A 20,702-nucleotide genomic window follows, 5' to 3' on the forward strand; every position below is an offset into this window, starting at 1 on the left:
TTAGTTGAATTTATTCGTCAGCAAATCGTTTTTGGAGGTTACATAATGGGAATACGCAGTCATTTTGCGATTGCAGTTGGAAAAACGTCGCAATGGGCATTAAAAACTTTTTTTAAAGGCGGATCAAGTTTACCAGGTAAACTAGCGCTGAAAGTCGATCCACATATACTAGATAGTTTGGCAAAAGACTACCAAGTCGTCGTTGTCACCGGAACAAACGGTAAAACATTGACTACCGCTTTAACAGTCAATATTTTGCGCCAGCAATTCGATGAAGTTCTAACCAACCCTACTGGTGCGAATATGGTACAGGGAATTGTATCGACTTTCTTGCAGGCAAAACCAAAAAAAGGACAGAAAAAGTTTGCTGTCCTAGAAATAGATGAAGCAAGTTTGAGCAAAGTCACAGAATATATGAAACCAGAACTGTTCTTATTTACAAATATTTTCCGTGATCAAATGGATCGGTATGGAGAAATCTATACGACCTATAAAATGATTGTAGACGGTGCCGCAAAGTCACCAAATGCAACGATTATCAGTAACGGTGATTCACCAATCTTCAATTCTATCGAAACAGTCAATCCTAGAAAATATTATGGCTTTGACCATGAAGAAGATCGTGAACAAATGGCTCATTACAATACAGACGGTGTCTTATGTCCAAATTGTCATCATATCTTGCATTATAAAATGATCACTTATGCAAACTTAGGGAAATATTACTGTCCAAATTGTGACTTCAAGCGTCCTGAATTGGATTATCGATTAACTGATATGGTACGGATGGACAATGTGTCAGCAGATTTCGTGATCGATGGTCATGAATACGGAATCGAAGTTGGCGGTATGTATAATGTCTACAATGCTTTAGCAGCTACTGCAGTGGCAGAGTACTTCAATGTCGATCCTGATAAAATCAAACAAGGTTTAGGATATGACGAGAAAGTATTCGGCCGACAAGAAGTCATCAATATCAATGGGAAAAAATGTACATTAGTACTTGTCAAAAATCCTGTAGGTATCAATCAAGTAATCGATATGATTGGTCTAGCTCCTTATCCATTTTCTTTAGTGGCTTTATTAAATGCCAATTACGCAGACGGAATCGATGTCAGCTGGATTTGGGATGGTAATTTTGAAAACTTTGCCGATATGGATATCCCAGCTGTTATTTCTGGAGGAGACCGTCATACAGATATGACTTTACGTCTAAAAGTTGCCGGGATTCCAGAAAATAAATTGACAGAAACAAAAGAATTACCAGAAGTAATCGAAAAAATCAAAGAATTGCCAACTGAGCATGTCTATATTTTAGCTACTTACACTGCTGTATTGCAGCTTCGTAAAGAACTAGCTGCTCAAGGATTTATCAAAGGAGGAATGAACCGTGGCTAATTATGAACTCAATATCGCCCACCTTTATGGAAATTTGATGAACACATATGGTGATAACGGAAACCTTTTGATGTTGAAATATATAGCAGAAAAAATGGGGGTTTCTTGCCATACGGAGATCGTTAGTATACATGAACCTTTTGATGCTGATAAATATGACTTGGTTTTCTTTGGCGGTGGTCAAGACTTTGAGCAATTAATCATTTCAAAAGACATCCAGAAAAAGAAAGATTCTTTGATCAACTATATCGAAAATGATGGCGTCATGTTAGCCATTTGTGGTGGCTACCAATTGCTAGGTCACTACTACATGGGAGCTAATGGAGAAAAGATCCAAGGAATCAGTGCACTGGATCACTACACGTTAAGTCAGGAAAATAACCGGTTTATCGGTGATATCGTTATCCATAACGAAGAATTCAATGAAACTTATTATGGATTTGAAAACCACAATGGTCGGACTTTCTTAGGTGAAGGTGAACGACCTTTGGGGAAAGTGGTACAAGGTCAAGGAAATAATGGTGAAGACCAATCTGAAGGTGTCATTTATCGAAATGTCTTCGGTTCTTATTTCCATGGACCTATCCTTGCAAGAAATGAGAACCTGGCAGCTCGTTTGATCCGCCTAGCTTTAGAACAACGTTACGGTAAAGAATTGGATCTGCCCTATCTTGAAGGACAAACAGCCTAGTTATTCGAAAAAGGGGAATGTGACAAAAATTTCGTCACATTCCCCTTTTTCGTATCCTATTTTAAGCGACTTGCTTGGCATAACGGTTCACGTTTTGCTTAATATTCCCGATTGTTTTCGGATCATTGATTCCTGTGACTTCTTGAATCAATTGTTCCAAGTTTTCATGGATCTTCATTTCATGCAATTGACGGCTTTGTTCATCTTCAGGATCATAGTAATTAAAAATAATCCCCATTGTTGCCGTCAAATGTGGGCAAGTCAAGTTATGTTCTTGTAGTTCTCTCACTGGACGTGTAAATCTTTCTTGATAACCTAACTTACGTAATGGTGTCCGAGCGACACGTGTGATCGCATCAGAGATATTTTTGTTTTGGAAGCGATGAATGATTTTTTCAATATACGCATGATGCTGCTCTGCATCAAACCCCCATTTGGCAATCAGCAAACTTCCTGTTTCCTGCAAAACTGATTTTAATTGTGCCACAACTAACGCATCTTGCATTGCTTCATCAATGGTCTGGTAACCTAACAAGGCACCTGTATAAGCGACAGTCGCATGACCAGTATTGACACTAAATAGTTTGCGTTCGATATATGGTTCTAGATCATCTACATATAAAACCCCTTTTAATTGGATTTTTTTATTTTTTCTTTGGCTATCGTCAATGACCCATTCTTTGAAAGGTTCCACTTGGACGAATAAAGGATCTTTATGGTGTTGTAATGGGACGATTCGATCGACTGCTGCATTTGGAAAGCCGATATATTTGTCAGTAAATGATGTTTCCGGAAGATATTTATACACTTCTTTTTCTAGAAATGCTGAACCGCCAATCATATTTTCACAGGCAATGATATCTAAAGATGTTGTGCTTCCTTCCTTTTCTCTTTCTTGGATACCTTTTGCAATCAACTCAGCAATAAAAGGTAAGATATTCGCGCCAATGGCGGTAGTAACTAAATCTGCTTCAGCGATTTCTTGGATTACTTTTTCTGGATTTGTTTGATTGTTGATTCCTTTGACATTTTTTACAGTGATTTTTTCTTTTGATTCATCTGCTAATTCGATTTCGTATTCTTTTCTTTCATTTAAAGCATCAATGATCGTGTGATTCACATCTACGAAAGTAATCTCAAATCCATTAGCTGCCAAAACCTCTCCAATAAACCCTCGACCGATATTTCCTGCACCAAAATGTACTGCTCTCATTTTTCTCTCTCCTTAAGCAATTGCTAGATTTTCCGTTACTTCTTCTTTGCTGAGCGCGTCTGCTAGCTGGACAACATTGTCCATATCACTGCAATAAAGTGCGATTTGCTGTACAAGTTGCAAATGCTCATCTCCGACTCCTGCAATACCGAACAAAACAGTCGCAATCTTTTCTTCTTCTTCGGTACCAAAATCTACACCATCTGGTACTTGAACGACACAGATGCCGGATTTTTTCACATATTTTTTTGCTTCATCTGTTCCATGAGGAATCGCGATAAAATTCCCCATATAAACAGATAACATTTTGTCTCTATCTACCATGGCATCGATATATTCCTCATCAACACACCCTGCTTCTACAAGCATCTGACCGCAATAGCGGATCGCTTCTTCTTTGGTTTTAAAAGATCGATTGAGCTCGATCATGTCGAATGGCAAACTTTGCATGCTGTTTTCCTCCCTTAAGCTGTCTGTTTCAAATATTGTGCAATCGATTCGTATTTTTGCGGATTGACCATGCTGTTGACTGATAAATGAATGGATTGAGGCGCAGCCATCTGTACTTTTTCCGCTAAACTTTCTTTGGCTACGATAAGTGAATCAGGTTCATCTTTTAAATCTTGGATATTGACTTTTCTTAACGGGATAGTTAAATGGTTCTTGTCTAATATATCTTTGAGCACGGTCATCCCCATTGTTGCTGATCCGGAACGATCATCGTGGACAAGTAGAATCTCTTTGATTTGTTTGATGTTTGCTGAAAGAAACTCTTCTGCTGGCTCATTCTCAATTTCAGAAACTGATGGTTCCTGCTTGCTACTTAATTCTTGAATGATTTCATCATATCGAGGTGAATTCAAAAAGTTTTCTACTGAGACAAAACGCGCGCTCGGTGCTTTTTGTTTTGCTCTTTCTTGTAGTTCGACCTGAGTAACGATCAATGTATTCGAGTCATCTGTCAGTTGGCTGATTGCTTGATTGGTCACCGTTTGAGGCAAGTCTGCTTCCTGTACTTTTTTTCTCAAGATCGAAGCGCCCATCGCACTTGATCCCATCCCTGCATCACAAGCAAAAATGATTTTTTGTACGCCAGAGAATGTAGCTCCTTGAGGAATACCTTGGGCACCTTTGGAAGCTTGCTTAGCTGCCTTTGTCTCTTGAACAGATTTTTCGAAGTCTTCATTTGTATCTTTCGCATCCGCTTTCAAAATTACTGCAGAAATACCAAACGAAACAGCTGCGGCAACAATCACGCCCAAAATAACAGGAAGGTAAGAATTGAACGGTGTCATCGCTAGAATCGCAATGATCGACCCTGGAGAAGCTGGCGCTCTTAGTCCAGCATCCATCAATTGGAAAATGAAACTTCCTGACATTCCTCCGCCTATAACTGATAAGAATAATAACGGTTTCATCATAACGTAAGGAAAATAGATTTCATGGATCCCGCCTAAAAAGTGAATGATCATGGCTCCTGGTGCTGAAGATTTTGCTGCTCCTTTGCCAAACAAAGTAAAAGCAAGTAATACGCCAAGTCCTGGACCAGGATTTGCTTCAAGCAAGAATAGAATAGATTTTCCAGCCTCTGCTACTTGTTCAGTTCCCAATGGTGTCAAAATCCCATGATTGATTGCATTATTCAAAAATAAGATTTTTGCTGGTTCAATAAAAATACTTGTCAATGGAATCAAATGGGCAGATAAAATGATCTCTACACCTTTTGCCATTGCTTGAGTCAATGCATCGACAACTGGACCAATCGCAGAAAAACCTAATAACGCTAATCCAAAACCGATAAGACCTGCTGAAAAATTATTGACTAGCATTTCAAAACCGGATTTGATCCGTTTTTGGAATAGCTGATCAAATTTCTTGATGGCATATCCACCAAGAGGTCCCATGATCATCGCGCCTAGCATCATTGGAATATCTGTTCCGACAATCACACCCATCGTTGCAATTGCCCCAACAACTGATCCGCGGTCACCAGCAATTACTTTTCCGCCAGTATAACCGATCAATAAAGGAATCAGATAAGTTAGCATTGGGCTTACCATGGTAGCGAAAGCCTCATTTGGTAAATAACCATCTGGGATAAATAGAGCCGTTAATACACCCCAGGCAATCAGTGCTCCAATATTTGGCATGACCATGCTTGATAAAGTACTGCCTAATTTTTGTACCCTCGCTTTTAGCGAAATGTTGTTTTTGGGAATCGTCCGTTCCATTTTGTCTCTCCCTCTCTCCTTTTGATACTCTAATTGTATCCGCTTACTAAAAAGAGAAATAGTCGTACTTTGGCACGAAACTTTGTGCCAAAGGTTTGAGTATGTCAGCAAAATAAAAAGATTTCGGTATCAGAAAACTTCAATTTTAAATAAAAATGTTATTTTAATTTTTTTATAATATGCAAACAATAACTTTTGTTAGCATTTCATTTAGATGTTTTTCATTCTATTATGTTATTAAATTTTATATTGGAGGCCTATCTATGACATTACTGATCAAAAACATGAACATGAAACGTGGTAAAAAACGTGTGATTCGACAATTGAATCTTTTAGTAGAATCAGGAGAAGTAGCTGCTTTGATTGCCCCGAACGGATTTGGCAAAACAACTTTGCTGAATGGCATTGCCCAACTGCTGCCAACAACTTATGATCAATTGTCCCTTCACAACATCTCTCCTACTGCTTATACAGATTATCGCCGGTCTTTCTTTTTTCTAGAATCAACGAATCAGTTATCCGAATATCTATCGGCTGTTGATTATTTGACTTTGATCAAATACTATTGGCAGAGCAAAGTAGAATGCCAAACTGTTTTCCAACGATTGAAGATGACTGAGTACCTTACTTTGCCGATTGGAAAAATGTCTCTAGGAATGAAACAACATGTCTTGCTTGCTGCTTACTTGATCAGTGATTCATCTGTCATGTTATTCGATGAACCGTTGAACGGATTAGACCCAGGAAGTATTGATATCTTGAATAGCCTCATCAGACAATGGCAGAAAGAGGGGAAGACGATTCTTCTTTCTTCCCACGCTATCGCGAATATCCAATCGATTTGTTCTAAAGCATGTTTTCTAAAAAATGGAGAAATCGTCACAGAATCCTCAAATATGGAAGAGATTTTAGCTATTTATCGTAAATTATATGAGGTGTAACTATGTCTTTACTTACATTTGAACGCAATCTCTTACTAAAAAACAAAGTAAACTTTTTATTTCCTCTATTGTTGGTCGTGCTCTTTGCATTCCCACTTTTTTTTGATCATAAACTTGCTTATACAGAATTCGATGAACTGAATCATAACTATGAAGAGACGCAGCGTTTGATTGAAACGTTGAAAGAAGATGAGAATGAGAAAGAATTTGTGGAAAGTTTAGAGAAAAGCAACAAACTGATCGAAGCAATCTTACATGCAAAAAACACAGGGAATGTCCAGCAAATGGTCGAAGCAACTTATCATTATGAAAAAGATATACTGGATCGACTGATTTCTGGTCAAAGACAAGGAATTCCAATCATTGAACAACAAAAACGTGTCGAGTTGCTCCGTTATATGAAAGAACATCAGATCCAAAGATATTCTATTTTTGACTTGCCAGCGCATCTCCCTTTAGCGAATTACTACGAAAATATTTTTTCAGGAATGATTTCTAGTTTTTTGATTTTATGTATAACCGCCTTGTTTCTTTCTTCCATCATCTCTTATGAAAAAAGAAAGCAGGTAATCTCTCTAGTCAATCTATTACCGGATAGTATGGTAAAGAAACATAGCATCCGTTTTACCGTTTATTATGGTGCAGCTATGCTAAGTCTCGTGATGCCATTTTTGATCGTCTCTATACTAGTAATAATCAAAAATGGTTTGGGAGACTTCCGTTATCCTGTAGGAACGATCATTGGTCAGGAGATACGAATCCTTCCGATGTATGCGTATCTTTTCCAGAGCTTTCTGTTCCTGTTGTTGTGGGTGCTCTTTTTAAGTACAATCAGTTTTCTTCTATCTGCTTTATTTGAACATTCTCTAGTCAATCTTTTAGGTACACTTCTTTGTCTTTTCTTAGCAGAGTATCGCTTGTTTTCTTCGATTGGATGGATAGAATCAATCAGTCATTACTTGCCAACTTCTTATGTTGATTTTCAAAATGTGATCATAGGAGGAGATATTTTCTCGCCACTAGCTTCAGAACAGGTTACTTTCATGAATGGTATCTTGACACTTGGTATATGGAGTATCGTTTTATTATTCATAGGTATGGGCACTATCCATATAAAAAAGAGCTATTAAAACACAAAAATAATAGGGGCGGTGACAAAAACCTTGTCACCGTCCCCTATTTCAAATAAACGGTTTTCTAGAATAAATAGTTTTCAAAAGCTTGCATCCGCAGTAATAAGAACCTCCCAACAAAAATAGCTCCTCTTATTTTTATCTTGGTTGAAGTTATTACTTGATGCAAGGCAGCTTTTTTTACTGTGAACATTGGTTATATATGTCCATGTTCAAAAATCATTTGGACTTCTTCAATGGTTTCCGCATCACTGAGCGCCATTACTTGGTCGATGTCTGAACAGAAAAAGGCTAAATCTTGGAGCACCGCTAACTGATGTTCTTTTTTTAAAGCCACTACAAATAAGAGTGTCGCGATTTTTGGTTCCTCTTTTGTTCCAAAGTCCACACCATCAGGCACTTGGACTAAATAGATTCCTTCTTCTACTACTTCTTCATCTTTGTCAGTCCCATGTGGCAAGGCTACGAAATTCCCGATATAGACACTCGCTTTTTCTTGTCTTTCGATCATTGATTGGATATATGCCGGTTTGATTCCCCCTTGTTGGGTCATCCACTGGCCGATCTCGGTCAACGCTTCTTTCCAATTTTGATAGGATTGATCGAGCAATATTTTTTCTGCTGGTAGCTGGATCATCTTTTCACCTTCATTTCTTTATTTCTTCAATCAGGATTTTCGCTAGCAACTGATAAACGATTTCTTTATTTCCTGAGCGGAAGATCTCGGTGTTCAAGTCATTCATGATGATTGCTCCACTGATCTTTCCTAAAAGAATCCCGTCTTTTTCTTGGATTGGCGAAGGCGCCAGCATAACTAACATACGGGACAAATCGACTGGCTGTCTATCCATCCCTTCAATGGTCAACGGTTGTTTCAAATTGAAAATACAAAAGATCGGTTTAGAAATCAATGAGCTGGATGTATGGAATAACCCCATATTTGTATGAGGAATACCGATAGGTGCTTGTTCATATCGCTTAAGCAGCCGGCGATGAACCACCTCTTCATCCGTTACTAGTCCTTCAGGAAAATAAGGAAATAAGCTGCGAATCGTTTCGGAAATCGTCTCAGGATTATCCAGTTCTTGGATAAAAAAACGACCGAGTAATTGATTGATTTGATCCATGAAATGCATTGTTTCCTCATAAGTATCTTCTATCATCCACTCGTTATTGCTGTTATACGTAATTTTTTGCCTTTTTTTCTTCTCAATATGCGAAAAAGCTTCTTTTAGCTGCTTGACTTCATCTTCTAGCAGTAGCGGGGAGACTAAAATATATTTTCCACCGTATCCTGGTAAAATAGATGTAGAAATAACAACATCATATTCTTCTTGTAAATCGATTTTTTTTAAATCAGCAATCCGATAGAAATGAATTTGTTGGATGAAGGGAAAATACCTTTTCAATCGTAGTTCCAACATGCTAGTAGAAGCTAATCCACTTGGCGAAAATCCTGCAATACTGATATTGCTTTCTTTCGGACTTCGTTCCAATGAATTCGCAAAATGAAGGACCATATAAGCGATCTCTTCTTCGGATAATTTTTTTTCTTGAAAAATCCGCTCTACTGCTTTACGGATTGCATTCGCAACTTCCTCGTATTGAACCATGATTTTTTCTAAAATCGGATTGGTCAGTGTCTCTTCTTGTAAAACGGCTCTTGAAAACACACCAGATAAATGAGTCAACAGCATTTTGTACAAAGTTTCATCTTCATAAAAATGGACATTCGTCTCTTCACTTACTTCTTGAATCAGTTGTTTTACTAAATAAGCAAGCTGTGTATCGAACGTCTCTTCAAAGAAATTCTGATCAAATGAGTTCGTGAAGTCATTTAATAATCCTGCAAAAAAGACGATCTCATTTACTGGATAAAGTTGTTTTGTCTCAGAAGCGATCCGTGAAAACAATCGTTTAGCTGTCTGTAGTAATTCTTTGTTTGCCAGACTATTATATGTCTCATTTGTCAGTAAATGATTTTTCGTCACACGCTCCATCGTCAATGTCAGCATCAAAACCAAATGTTCAAGCTTTCTATCACTTAGATTGGTCTTTTTTTGGATCAATTCTTCCCCGATTACTTTGCGTGCAAGAGATAGATGTTGCGGATCAACGAATCGAAAAAAATAATTCAGTGATGCATCGAAAGAAATACTATGAAAAAGTTCATATTCATTGATTTCTAATTCTAATACATTCGCGGTCAGAAGCCGGCGGTATTTTTCCGGTCCTTCGATCTCGTATCCCTGGTTCCGAATGATTTCCAAAGGCAGTTGGCGAATACTTTCTTCCAACTGTTTGATATCTGCATAAAAAGTGGTATTACTGATGCGATATGATTCCATGAAATGAGCAAGACTCAACGGCTCTGTCGTCAGTAACAACTCGGCTAAAATCGCGTGTTGTCGTTTAGCAGTGGATAAGTCATTACTTTTCCCATCTGTATTTTCTTTTAATTGCTCTAATACTTCTTCTGATGCCTCAATGACAAATGAGCCTCTAGCTGCTTTTTTCAAAGAAGCATTTACCGATTTCAATGAGACTTCAAGATTATCTAATTCGCGGTAAATAGTCCGTTTACTGACCTTCAATAAATTCATCATTTTTTGGATAGATACAGGTGACGGGCTACTGAGAAATTCTGCTAATAATTGTTTTTCTCTGGGCGATAAATACATCTTATATTTCTCCCTTCACGAGTTTTTCGTATTCATTCGTAGCTACCCAATGTTCAACTAGAACTAGCCGAGGGATCTTTTCTTCTAGCTGTTCAGTTACAGCTAGTTCTCTTTGTGCGATATAAATCGTTTCTTCTTGGATTTTGATTTTTTCTATTGATTCTTTTGAGATAACAAACTGTTTTTTCGCTTTTTTTGCTAATTGACTTAAAATCGTCATGCCCATAGTTTGTGAGCCGCGTCTGTTGTTTTTATACAAAAATACAATATTAGCAGGCAACGTTTTTTGTTCTGTGATATCTGCTATCTCTTTTTTTTCTTCCCGCTTTGGAAAATGGATCGCTTCTTTTATTCGTGACAGCAAGATATCTGTTTCCAAAAAGTGATCCAGTACATAGATTTGACTTTGAGGTACTTTTTCTCTTGCAAGATCCGCTAGTTCATGTTGCACGATAACCAGCTGATTTACTTGGTTATTCAATTCATAGATAGAGCTGTATCCGACAGAAAGATCGATTTTTTCTGCTGCTAATTTCTTTTTCAGCAGGGCGGCTCCCATAGCACTTGATCCCATACCTGAGTCGCAAGCAAAAATGACGGAATGAATGATAGATGGTTCCAAGATTTCTCCCCTTTCTTTGACCGTTTTGTTCTCTTTTTCTTTATTTGGTAATTTCAATAGTATCGCTGCACAAATGAAGGTCACAAATGTACTGATTGCTATCCCTATACTTACCCCAGCTAGTTGTGGATAAAGCGCATTGGCAAAAATCACGAGTAGTGACCCAGGCGATACAGGTGCAGCTAATCCCGTATCTAATCATTGAAATATCAACGTTCCACTTGCCCCACCAGCCATTACAGCTAAAAATAGATACGGTCGCAGCAAGACAAATGGAAAATAGATTTCGTGAATCCCGCCAATCGCATGGATCATCAATGCTCCACTCGCATTTACTTTTTCCTGTTTTTCTGCAAAACAAAGGATAGAAAGTAAGATCCCTAAACCAGGTCCAGGATTTGCCTCCATCAAAAATAAGGAAGAGTACCCGACTGTTTGTGAGAATTCGATTCCTAAAGGTGTCAATACACCATGATTGATTGCATTATTGAAAAATAGTACTTTTAGAGGTTCTAAGATCAGACTGACAAGTGGTAACAGATTCATTGTGACTAGCCAAGACACAACGGAGGCGAGCAACAAGTGAACACTATTTAAAACTGGTTCAATAAAAACGATTCCAATTATACAAATAACGCTACCAGTCAGTCCTACTAGTAGGTTGCTGACAAGCATTTCATATCCAGCCTTGAATTTCACATGGAATCTAGAAACAAATTGTTCATATACGATGCCGGCAAGCGGCCCGATAATCATCGCTCCTACGATTTGTGGAGCATTGGAACGAGCGATCAACCCTAAAGAAGCAATTGCACCGGCGACTGCCCCTTTTTGTCCCCCTACCGATTTCCCGCCTGAATAACTGATCAAGATGGGTAAAAGCAGCTGGATCATCCAATGGCATACCTCTTCTAATGTGGTGTGCAAATCGCCAGACACACCTTTTGTTGCTAATGACAAGATTCCCCAAGCGATAAACAGACTTAGATTTGGCATGATCATTTCATTTAAGTGATGTCCAGCTTTTCTCAGTTGTTTCATAGACACGCGACTGCTGTTGTTTGCTTTCCATTTGTATTCCATCTTTTTCACCATACTTCTATTTATTGATGGACGGATTTTATGTAGAAAAAGCAGCAAACGAAAAACCGTCTGCTGCTTTCAGCTATCTGGGAACTATTTGCCTGGTTCAGACGCAATGATTGCTAGTTCACCTTGGACCGCCCACTCAGAAACGCCATTTGGAATAATACAGCTTGTTCCTTTTTCTAATGGATATGTTTTTCCGTCAACGACAAGGTCTCCTGCTCCTTCGATTACCGTCATCAATGTATAAGGGGCTTGTTTTTTGAAAGATGTGATTCCTTTAATATCCCACTCATATACATTGAAAAACTCAGTTTCTAAATAAGTGACGATCGATGAATTCCCTTTTCGGACTTCTTTGATTTGTAATTCTGGTGTTTTCGCAGGGACAGTTGTTACATCGATCGATTGTTGGATATGCAGCTCTCTTGTTTGTCCTTGCGCATCTTTTCTGTCGTAGTCATACACGCGGTAAGTCGTGTCAGAACTTTGCTGTGTTTCTAAAATCATGATTCCTTTACCAATAGCATGGATCGTTCCGCTTGGTACATAAAAGAAATCACCTTTTTTAACTGGTACTTTCTTCAAAAGGTCATCCCAGCGCCCATCTTTGATCATCTCAGCTAGTTCTTCTCTTGTCTTTGCATGATGACCATAGATGATTTCTGCACCAGGTTCAGCATCGATGATATACCAGCATTCAGTTTTTCCTAATTCACCTTCATGTTTCATCCCATAGGCATCATCTGGATGTACTTGTACAGATAGATCATCTTCTGCGTCTAAGATCTTGATCAATAATGGAAACACTGGTTCTGAAGGATGGCCAAACAATTCCTTGTGTTCTGACCATAGTTCATCTAATCTTTTCCCTTTGAATTTGCCATTTTCTACTACACTGACACCATGAGGATGCGCACTGATCGCCCAATCTTCTCCGATTTTATCGTTAGGGATATCAAAACCGAAGACTGAACGTAAACGGCTTCCTCCCCAAATTTTTTCTTGAAAAACTGGTTTTAAAAACATAGGTTCCTGCATAATTCAAACTCCTCTCATTTTTCATAGCTATTATAGCATTATTTCGGTAATACCGCTTTCTCTTTCAAAAAGTTTTCAACAATTTCATCTCGACATATGAGATACTCCGCACGATGATCGACAGGATGTACGCGATTTGACAAAAATATCAACGCTTCTTGTGTTTTTATATCAATCAAGAAAAACGTACCTGTATAACCAGTATGAAAAAGAATCGCATGACCGTCTTCTACATCTTTTTTTAAATCCCACCCTAGAGAACGATAGCCATTTTTTTCTGGAGTGTGGTCTTGTAGCAAAGAATCAATCGTTTCTTCTTCTAAAAACCGACCATTACGGATTTTTCCCTTGTTCAAATACATTTGGACAAAAGTAATGCTGTCGTTCAAATCGATAAAGAGCCCAGCATTCCCTGCATGTTCAGCTAAAACTCTTGCTTTCGGATCATGAGTTTGTCCACGCAAAACCTCACCCGAAGGCAGTTGTTCTGTGGGAACGATTTTTTTGGAAGGAAAAGGAAGAAATAAGCTGTTCATCATTCCTAATGGTTCCAATACTTGTTCTTGAAAGATTTCCACTGCAGTTTCTTGGTAAATTTCCTCTAGCATCAACCCAAGAAGAATCGTACCGGCATCTGTGTACTTTACTTCTTTTCCTAATTGCTCACCAGGTTCTAGCTTCATATAAGCGGCAATCAATTCTTCCTGAGATAGCTCATCTCTGTTTGGTATCCATGTTTTGATATCAGAAGTATGTGTCAGTAAATGACGCAAAGTGATTGTCTGATTTTCAAATTCAGGAAGATATTTATGAAGCGGTTGATCGAGTTCTATCTTTCCATCTTCTAATAGACGTAAAACTAATGAAGTGGTTGCAACGACTTTCGTCAGTGAGGCTGCATCAAACAACAGATCTTCTGTCATCAGCTGCTTTTCAGGAACGACTTGGGCAAAGCCGGCTGTAAATGTTTCTACTTGATTTTCTTTTATGAAGGCGACTGCTACACCCGGATAAAATCCTTCTTCCATTTTTTTCAAAATAAGCTGTTTCGTGTGTGGATACATCTTTTTCTCCTGCTTTTCTATCAGATTCTTACAGTCCAAGCTTAAAGCTTAATCTATGAGGAATCAACCTTTTTTACACAAAAAAACTGCGCGAAAAACCGCGCAGTTTCCTCCGGTATACTATTTTCTCTTTCTATCTCTAGAATAAGCGATAGTATGACCGTTCATAAAATGACGAGACATGCGACAATCGTTAAGAAAGAAAAAGTTAAGCGTCGCATCGAATGTCAGTTTTATTCTTTTCTTTTGGCTCACTGACGAACCACCATTCGATTCCTATAGCATCATAGATTGTGAGTACTGTGTGCTTTTTGTCTAAGAAGAAATCAACTGATAGTTGCTGCAAGTGAGCAATCAGTCCTTCCATGCTTTCAGTATCGATCATGAATTTCAGAAAATCAAGTCCAATCACTTCATCTGTAGGCAAATCAATTGCGCCTCCGCTAGCTTCTGTCAACCCAACATGGAAATCTCCTTCATTCAATACATGGATGCCCTCTTCTTCATTATGTACCTTCAAACCAAGTACATGATTAAGAAATTGGCGTTCTTTTGTTAAGTTAGTAACATTTAAATGGATTTTTTCAAAATAAGAACCTGTTGATAGTTTACTGAATTTTTCTTCAGATTTTCTTAATAATGCTTCTTGATCCATTGTTTCCGGAATTTCTCTTTGGTCGTTCTTATTCTCTTCATGGTAAATTTCCAATTCATTCTCTTCTGGGTCTACGAGCAAAATCCCCATACGTCCATGATCTTCTAAAGCTTCTTTGATTGGATAATTCATTTTACGGATACGACAAAGGATATCTGCCATTTCTTCTGTGCTAGGGATAATCAATGAAAAACGGTTCAGCTTTTTGATCTCCCCCATGTGATCATTCGCTCTAGGACTTTCTTCCAGCAGCAACATTTCACTTCCAGCTTCTTCTGTTCCTAAAATGGCTAATTCGTTTTCTTCTCTTTTCAAATCAAAGCCAACAACGTTCTTGTAAAAATCAATCATTTTATCTCGGTCTTTCACCCGAATGGCTACACTTTTTAAATAGGTGGCAGCCCCCAATTGAAAATCTTTCATATTTCTTGCTCCCCTCTACGTCAAGCTTTATTTTAACGATGGATTCTTCTTCTTTCAAGCAATAACTTTGATTTTGTTAAAAAAAATGTGAGAAAATTCGCATTTTGCTTGTTTTTTGTAAATTAATGAGTAAAAACTCTTATAAAAAGAGGTTGTGAAAAAGCTGTTCTGCATCAAGTAATAAGAACAGCCAAACAAAAATAGCTCCTCCTATTTTTCGTTTGGTTGGGCTTATTACCGCAGATGCAAGCTTTTGAACACCGTTTAAGGAAGAGGTTGTAAAATCAGCGGTTTGACCTGAGTATTAGAGAAACAAAACGGAAAAATAGCTTCTCATATTTTGCCGTTTTTTGAGCTAATACCGAAGGACAGCTGATTGAACACCGTTTAAGGAAGAGGTCGTAAAATCAGCGGTTTGACCTGAGTATTAGAGATACAAAACGGAAAAATAGCTCCTCATATTTTGCCGTTTTTTGAGCTAATACCGAAGGACAGCTGATTGAACACCGTTTATTCGGAATAAGGGACTGTGACACGACTTTTGTCACAGCCCCTAAAAAAAATAATAAATTTGTACTATTCTATGAAGCTTCTTCTTCAGAAAACTGACTGTTATAAAGATCTGCATAGAATCCGTCTTTTTCCATCAATGTATCGTGGTTTCCTGTTTCTACGATCGAACCATGATTCATCACAATAATGTTGTCTGCATCGCGTATTGTAGACAAGCGGTGAGCAACAACGAAACTTGTCCGGTTTTCCAATAGGCGGTTCATCGCTTTTTGAATCAGTATTTCTGTTCGTGTATCTACACTAGATGTTGCTTCATCAAGGATCAGGACATCCGGATTTGCTAAGAATGCCCGCGCAATTGTGATTAGCTGACGCTGCCCTTGCGAAATATTGCTTGCATCCTCGTTTAATACAGTGTTATATCCTTCTGGCAATTTACGAACAAAATCGTCTACGTGAGCAGCTTTAGCAGCCTCAATGATTTGTTCGTCTGTTGCATCGTCGTTCCCATATTTGATATTGTCATAGATACTTCCTGTAAACAGCCAAGTATCTTGCAGTACCATTGAAAACTGTGCGCGCAATTCATCACGTGAAAGATCACGGGTATCTACACCATCGTAACGAATACTACCTCCAGAAACATCGTAGAACCGTTCAAGAAGGTTGATCAGTGTCGTCTTCCCTGCACCAGTCGGACCTACAATAGCGACCATCTCACCAGGTTTGACATCCAAGTTAAAATCAGTCATTAGCAAGTTATCTGGTGTGTAGCCGAATTGAACATTTTCAAAACGAACTTTGTATGGTGTATCTTTTTCTTCTGGAAGGCCAGATTTTTCATTGGACATCTCTTCTTCATCCAACACTTCAAATACCCGTTCGGCTGAAGCAACTGTTGATTGGATAGTGTTCATCAAACTTGCAAGTTGAGTGATTGGTTGAGAGAACTGTGTTGTATATTGCAAGAACGCTTGAACATCCCCTAATGTCATGTTCCCATTTGCAACTTTTACTCCGCCTAGTACAGCGACGAACACATAGCCTAGATTTTTAACGAAATTCATCAACGGCATGATGATTGCCGAAATAAATTGAGCTTTCCAACCAGCGGCATACAGATTCTGATTTTCTTTTTCAAATACTTCCTGGTCTTTTTCAGTATGATTGAATGTTTTAACAATGGTATGACCACCATATGTTTCTTCTACTTGGTTATTCAATAAACCTAAACTTTTTTGCTGATCTGCGAAAAACACTTGTGATTTCGGCGCTACGATCATCACGATGATCAAGCTTAAAGGGATCATCAATAACGCGACTAACGTCAATTGCCAGCTGATTGAAAGCATCATCACGATGACCCCAATCAATGTGACTGCACTAGTTACAAATTGAGTCAAATTTTGCTGCAGCGTGCTTGCGATGTTATCCATATCATTGATTGCTCGAGACATGATATCCCCATTTGTATGTGTATCATAATAGGAAATCGGTACACGATTCATTTTGGCTTCCAAATCATGACGTAATTCATAAACTGTTCGTTGGGAAACACGTGTCATAATAAATTGCTGTAAAAAGTTGAATACAGCAGAAATCAAATACATCACGATTACTGTCGCAATGATCTGCGCGATTTTATCAAAGTCTATCGGAAATTTTGTTACTTGTTGGCCTTGTTGCATCTGTTGAGCGCCAGCCATTACACCTTTGAATATTTCTGTGGTTGCTTTCCCCAAGACCTTTGGTGTTTGGATTTGGAAGATCACGGCTGCTATTGCTAGTACAAATACAGCGATGATCGCAACCATACGTTTAGACATATAGCCAAACAATCGGCGTACCGTTCCCCAGAAATTTTTAGGCTTTTCACCTTTTACACCGAGATTTCTGCCAGGTCCACCATGTCCTGGACCGCCTGCTGGTCCATGAGAGGGACGTGTGTTTGTTTTACTCATGCTAAGTCCTCCTCTCTTAGTTGTGAATGAACGATTTCTTGATAAGTTTCGTTTGTTGCTAATAGTTCTTCATGTGTTCCTTTGCCAACCAGTTTTCCTTCATCTAGCACAAGGATCATATCTGCATCCATTACTGTACTTACTCGTTGAGCAACTAAAACGGTGATACTTTCTTTCATATTCGTTTTCAATGCTTGGCGAAGATTGGCATCCGTTTTGAAATCCAACGCTGAGAAGGAATCATCAAACACATAGATATCTGCTGTTTTGACTAATGCCCGTGCAATTGCCAGACGCTGTCTTTGTCCACCAGAGAAGTTTCCTCCTCCTTGTTCCACATGGCTATCTAAGCCATCTTCCATCTCTGAAACAAAATCTTTAGCTTGTGCGATTTCTAATGCTTTCCAAATCATTTCATCTGTTGCATCCGGCTTACCATACTGCATATTGTCTCGGATCGTTCCAGAGAACAGAACTGCTTTTTGAGGAACAAAGCCCATTAATTCTCGCAAATTATATTGAGTCATGTCACTAATGTCCGTTCCATTTATTTGGATCGAACCAGATTCGATGTCATATAATCGAGGGATCAAATTGACTAAGGTCGTTTTACCTGAACCAGTCCCCCCTATGATTGCGACGATCTCGCCCGACTTGGCTTGGAAATCAATATCTTCCAATGCAAGTTTTTCTGCTCCATGATATCGATAATTGACATGATTGAAGGCCAATGTTGCGTTTTTTCCAGCAAAAGAAACTGTTTTAGGATTTTCAGGGTCATGGATACCGATTTTTTCATCCAACACTTCATTAATACGGTCAGCTGAAGCTTGTGCACGAGGCACCATGATAAAAATAGCGGAAAGCATCATAAAGCTGATCAAGATCTGCATCGCATAAGTCATAAATGCAATCAGATTACCGACTTCCAAAGTCATATCTGCTATGTAGTGTCCACCAAACCAAGTGATTGCTACGTTTGTACCGCTCATGATCAATGTCATCATCGGCATCATCAATGCGACGATCGTATTAACTTTGATTGCCGTATTTGTATAATCTTTATTCGCTAAATCAAAACGATTTTCTTCAAAGCGTGTCTTATCGAATGCTCGAATCACTCTGACCCCTGTCAATCCTTCTCGAAATACCAGGTTTAAACGGTCAGTTTTCTTTTGCATACTTTTGAATAATGGAACAGCAAAGTACATGATTCCGCCGATCAAAATAATCATTACTGGGATGACAACTAAGAAGATTTTTGTCAACTGATGATCTTTTTGATAAGCAAGTATGCTCGCGCCAATCAACGTGATTGGTGCATTGATCATCATACGTAAAAACATTTGTGTAACCATTTGGATTTGAGTCACATCATTGGTCGTTCTTGTGATCAAAGAGGCCGTTCCATATTTATCAAACGCATCTTTTGTCAGACTCTCTGATTTTTTATAGACATCCGTACGCAATTGCTTACCCAGTTTCTGTGATTCACGAGTAGCAAAAAATGTATTTGCAATAGCAGCTAAGATACTGATCAAAGAAAAGCCGATCATCACAAAGCCTGTATGCCAAATATAATCGACATCTCCTTGTGCTACCCCTTTATCAATGATATTGGAGGTAAGTGTCGGCAAATATAAATCTGCCAGTACTTGGATCACCATGAAAACTGCAGCTGCAATTGCTGAAGTCAAGGAGATCCGTTTTACGATTTTTAGCATCTAGTTCCCTTCTTTCTATTTATATACTCCGTTTTTCAGCCAAGAAAGTTTCAAATTGAATTCACTGATTGCTTGCTCTACTGAGTAATCTTCAGATGTTGAAAATAAGCGATACGAATGCGCAATTGTTGTAAATACAGTATTCATCACTAATTGGATCAGTAATTCCAATTCATGATCATTTTTTACTTTCAGCTTCGTCCGATCAATCAATTCAAGCAACTCTTTTGCATCTTGTTTGTGTTCTTTATGCGGATCGTGAGGCGTTTTTTGGCGACTCGTATGAGGAGCGACTTTTCTTGAGGCACGGTAATCCATGTTCATAAACAAGTTACGATAAAAAGAAGCATTCTCACCTTCCAAAATCTCATAAATCATTTTAGAAAAATAGGATTCGAATCCTTTGAATAGATCACCATCGGATTCTTTCATTAGTTGCAACATATCTTTAGAGCTGTCACGTCTCATTGTCTCAAAGTAATAAAAATAAAGATCCTCTTTATCTTCAAAATACTGATAGAAACTGCCTCTAGGGATATCCGCTAATTTGACGATATTAGCAATCGAGGCTTCTTTCAAAGGTACTCTAGAAAACTCGATTCTCGCAGCCTCGATTAGTCTTTTTTGTTTTTCTTTAGGCAAATGGAAAAATGTCTGTGTCGGCATATGGATCCTCCTTTCTTTCAAGATGACACATTGTCATATGACGCTATGTCATTATAACACCTCCTACCTGTTTTGCAAGACATTTGCATAGTTTTTTTCATTATCATCCGATACATTAAAAAAGTGATAAGAGGAATCCTTCCATTTGAATTAATGAGAGTTGCCCATTAAAATAGCCACATACTAAACAAAGGATGAGATAAATGGCCCAATCAATTAGTGTCCAAGACTTCAATAAATTGCCTCTCGATGCTGACAGCATCGTTTTAGATACAAGAAATACCTTAGATTACACAAAAAACCACTTAAGCCACTCGCTTTCTATCCCCGCTGCTATCTTGCCAAGACAATTAAAAAATCTAGATCCAAAGAAACTTTATTATATTCTAAGCTATACAGGCAGGCGATCAGAAGCATTAGCCGATCAACTTACTGCTAATGGTTTTCGTGCTGTTTATATCATTGGTGGGATGGAAGCTCTTCAGTCGAGTGTTGCTTGAATATTGCTTGTTAGATTCAAAAGAGGCTGTGACAAAAATCGTGTCACAACCTCTTTTATATCCTGTCTTTTTTTAGTTATTTATTCTTCAACCTTATCAATATGACTTGATAGCCTTTTCTTTTTCGAGTAAACTGATTTTGTTAGTCATAGTTATAAC

General features: G+C 38.3%; 16 protein-coding genes and 1 pseudogene. 5 read left to right on the forward strand and 12 right to left on the reverse strand.

All coding sequences use genetic code 11. From position 1 onward, the window contains the following. Positions 1-45 precede the first annotated feature (45 nt). Both OZ002_RS03870 and OZ002_RS03875 read left to right on the forward strand, forming a co-directional pair. A complete protein-coding gene (locus OZ002_RS03870; protein ID WP_002287244.1) occupies positions 46-1,398 on the forward strand; it encodes a Mur ligase family protein in 1,353 nt (450 codons plus the stop codon). Beyond that, positions 1,391-2,089, forward strand: a complete 699-nt coding sequence (locus OZ002_RS03875; RefSeq protein ID WP_002287245.1) for a type 1 glutamine amidotransferase — start codon at positions 1,391-1,393, stop codon at positions 2,087-2,089. Before OZ002_RS03870 ends, OZ002_RS03875 begins: the two co-directional genes overlap by 8 nt. A 61-nt stretch (positions 2,090-2,150) precedes the next feature. Here the strand turns inward: OZ002_RS03875 and OZ002_RS03880 are convergent, their stop codons facing one another. The 3 genes from OZ002_RS03880 to OZ002_RS03890 are packed head-to-tail and all read right to left on the reverse strand — an operon-like array spanning position 2,151 to position 5,533. Then, positions 2,151-3,302: a mannitol-1-phosphate 5-dehydrogenase gene (locus tag OZ002_RS03880; protein WP_156249244.1), complete on the reverse strand. Its 1,152-nt coding sequence runs from the start codon at positions 3,300-3,302 to the stop codon at positions 2,151-2,153. Positions 3,303-3,314: 12 nt separating this feature from the next. After that, a complete protein-coding gene (locus tag OZ002_RS03885) occupies positions 3,315-3,752 on the reverse strand; it encodes a PTS sugar transporter subunit IIA (RefSeq protein WP_002287247.1) in 438 nt (145 codons plus the stop codon). 14 nt (positions 3,753-3,766) lie between these two features. Then, positions 3,767-5,533, reverse strand: coding sequence for a PTS mannitol-specific transporter subunit IIBC (locus tag OZ002_RS03890; protein WP_002302135.1), 1,767 nt, complete (start codon positions 5,531-5,533; stop codon positions 3,767-3,769). Between the two features lie 263 nt (positions 5,534-5,796). Between OZ002_RS03890 and OZ002_RS03895 the strand changes: the two genes are divergently transcribed. After that, a complete protein-coding gene (locus OZ002_RS03895) occupies positions 5,797-6,474 on the forward strand; it encodes an ATP-binding cassette domain-containing protein (protein ID WP_125178986.1) in 678 nt (225 codons plus the stop codon). Positions 6,475-6,476: 2 nt separating this feature from the next. Continuing rightward, positions 6,477-7,604, forward strand: coding sequence for an ABC transporter permease (locus OZ002_RS03900; protein ID WP_156249245.1), 1,128 nt, complete (start codon positions 6,477-6,479; stop codon positions 7,602-7,604). Between the two features lie 199 nt (positions 7,605-7,803). On the opposite strand, the gene OZ002_RS03905 is transcribed toward OZ002_RS03900, so the two are convergent. The 9 genes and pseudogenes from OZ002_RS03905 to OZ002_RS03945 all read right to left on the reverse strand — a co-directional run bounded on the left by OZ002_RS03905 (position 7,804) and on the right by OZ002_RS03945 (position 20,043). After that, positions 7,804-8,244, reverse strand: coding sequence for a PTS sugar transporter subunit IIA (locus tag OZ002_RS03905; protein WP_002287254.1), 441 nt, complete (start codon positions 8,242-8,244; stop codon positions 7,804-7,806). Positions 8,245-8,254: 10 nt separating this feature from the next. Then, positions 8,255-10,288 (reverse strand): BglG family transcription antiterminator, encoded by a 2,034-nt coding sequence (locus OZ002_RS03910; RefSeq protein WP_123840225.1) that lies wholly within the window; start codon positions 10,286-10,288, stop codon positions 8,255-8,257. A gap of 1 nt (position 10,289) precedes the next feature. Then, positions 10,290-11,993: pseudogene (locus OZ002_RS03915) on the reverse strand (PTS transporter subunit EIIC). A 93-nt stretch (positions 11,994-12,086) separates the two neighbouring features. Next, the gene (manA, locus tag OZ002_RS03920) at positions 12,087-13,037 is read right to left on the reverse strand and encodes a mannose-6-phosphate isomerase, class I (protein ID WP_002332170.1); all 951 of its coding nucleotides are present in this window, start codon (positions 13,035-13,037) and stop codon (positions 12,087-12,089) included. 38 nt (positions 13,038-13,075) lie between these two features. Then, entirely contained in the window at positions 13,076-14,101 is a 1,026-nt protein-coding gene (locus tag OZ002_RS03925) for a serine hydrolase domain-containing protein (protein WP_002332171.1), read from the reverse strand. A gap of 208 nt (positions 14,102-14,309) precedes the next feature. Then, positions 14,310-15,179, reverse strand: coding sequence for a VOC family protein (locus tag OZ002_RS03930; protein ID WP_002325397.1), 870 nt, complete (start codon positions 15,177-15,179; stop codon positions 14,310-14,312). Positions 15,180-15,760: 581 nt separating this feature from the next. Continuing rightward, complete coding sequence (locus OZ002_RS03935; protein ID WP_002287265.1) at positions 15,761-17,653, reverse strand: ABC transporter ATP-binding protein; 1,893 nt, start codon at positions 17,651-17,653, stop codon at positions 15,761-15,763. Further along, a complete protein-coding gene (locus tag OZ002_RS03940; protein WP_002287267.1) occupies positions 17,650-19,377 on the reverse strand; it encodes an ABC transporter ATP-binding protein in 1,728 nt (575 codons plus the stop codon). Before OZ002_RS03940 ends, OZ002_RS03935 begins: the two co-directional genes overlap by 4 nt. A 15-nt stretch (positions 19,378-19,392) precedes the next feature. After that, positions 19,393-20,043, reverse strand: a complete 651-nt coding sequence (locus OZ002_RS03945; protein WP_002287269.1) for a TetR/AcrR family transcriptional regulator — start codon at positions 20,041-20,043, stop codon at positions 19,393-19,395. A gap of 203 nt (positions 20,044-20,246) precedes the next feature. On the opposite strand from OZ002_RS03945, the gene OZ002_RS03950 reads away from it, so the two are divergent. Beyond that, positions 20,247-20,543: a rhodanese-like domain-containing protein gene (locus OZ002_RS03950; RefSeq protein WP_002287271.1), complete on the forward strand. Its 297-nt coding sequence runs from the start codon at positions 20,247-20,249 to the stop codon at positions 20,541-20,543. Positions 20,544-20,702: the final 159 nt, after the last annotated feature.

This window comes from Enterococcus sp. E4-150, from assembly GCF_035726465.1.
Taxonomy (GTDB): domain Bacteria; phylum Bacillota; class Bacilli; order Lactobacillales; family Enterococcaceae; genus Enterococcus_B; species Enterococcus_B faecium.

What these genes read in the sequence shown, in the direction of transcription:
- manA (WP_002332170.1), bottom strand. Translation starts at nt 13,037, where the DNA reads ATGCAGGAACCTATGTTTTTAAAACCAGTTTTTCAAGAAAAAATTTGG.
- OZ002_RS03950 (WP_002287271.1), top strand. Translation starts at nt 20,247, where the DNA reads ATGGCCCAATCAATTAGTGTCCAAGACTTCAATAAATTGCCTCTCGAT.
- OZ002_RS03930 (WP_002325397.1), bottom strand. Translation starts at nt 15,179, where the DNA reads ATGAAAGATTTTCAATTGGGGGCTGCCACCTATTTAAAAAGTGTAGCC.
- OZ002_RS03935 (WP_002287265.1), bottom strand. Translation starts at nt 17,653, where the DNA reads ATGAGTAAAACAAACACACGTCCCTCTCATGGACCAGCAGGCGGTCCA.
- OZ002_RS03900 (WP_156249245.1), top strand. Translation starts at nt 6,477, where the DNA reads ATGTCTTTACTTACATTTGAACGCAATCTCTTACTAAAAAACAAAGTA.
- OZ002_RS03910 (WP_123840225.1), bottom strand. Translation starts at nt 10,288, where the DNA reads ATGTATTTATCGCCCAGAGAAAAACAATTATTAGCAGAATTTCTCAGT.
- OZ002_RS03895 (WP_125178986.1), top strand. Translation starts at nt 5,797, where the DNA reads ATGACATTACTGATCAAAAACATGAACATGAAACGTGGTAAAAAACGT.
- OZ002_RS03905 (WP_002287254.1), bottom strand. Translation starts at nt 8,244, where the DNA reads ATGATCCAGCTACCAGCAGAAAAAATATTGCTCGATCAATCCTATCAA.
- OZ002_RS03940 (WP_002287267.1), bottom strand. Translation starts at nt 19,377, where the DNA reads ATGCTAAAAATCGTAAAACGGATCTCCTTGACTTCAGCAATTGCAGCT.
- OZ002_RS03925 (WP_002332171.1), bottom strand. Translation starts at nt 14,101, where the DNA reads ATGTATCCACACACGAAACAGCTTATTTTGAAAAAAATGGAAGAAGGA.
- OZ002_RS03880 (WP_156249244.1), bottom strand. Translation starts at nt 3,302, where the DNA reads ATGAGAGCAGTACATTTTGGTGCAGGAAATATCGGTCGAGGGTTTATT.
- OZ002_RS03885 (WP_002287247.1), bottom strand. Translation starts at nt 3,752, where the DNA reads ATGCAAAGTTTGCCATTCGACATGATCGAGCTCAATCGATCTTTTAAA.
- OZ002_RS03890 (WP_002302135.1), bottom strand. Translation starts at nt 5,533, where the DNA reads ATGGAACGGACGATTCCCAAAAACAACATTTCGCTAAAAGCGAGGGTA.
- OZ002_RS03870 (WP_002287244.1), top strand. Translation starts at nt 46, where the DNA reads ATGGGAATACGCAGTCATTTTGCGATTGCAGTTGGAAAAACGTCGCAA.
- OZ002_RS03945 (WP_002287269.1), bottom strand. Translation starts at nt 20,043, where the DNA reads ATGCCGACACAGACATTTTTCCATTTGCCTAAAGAAAAACAAAAAAGA.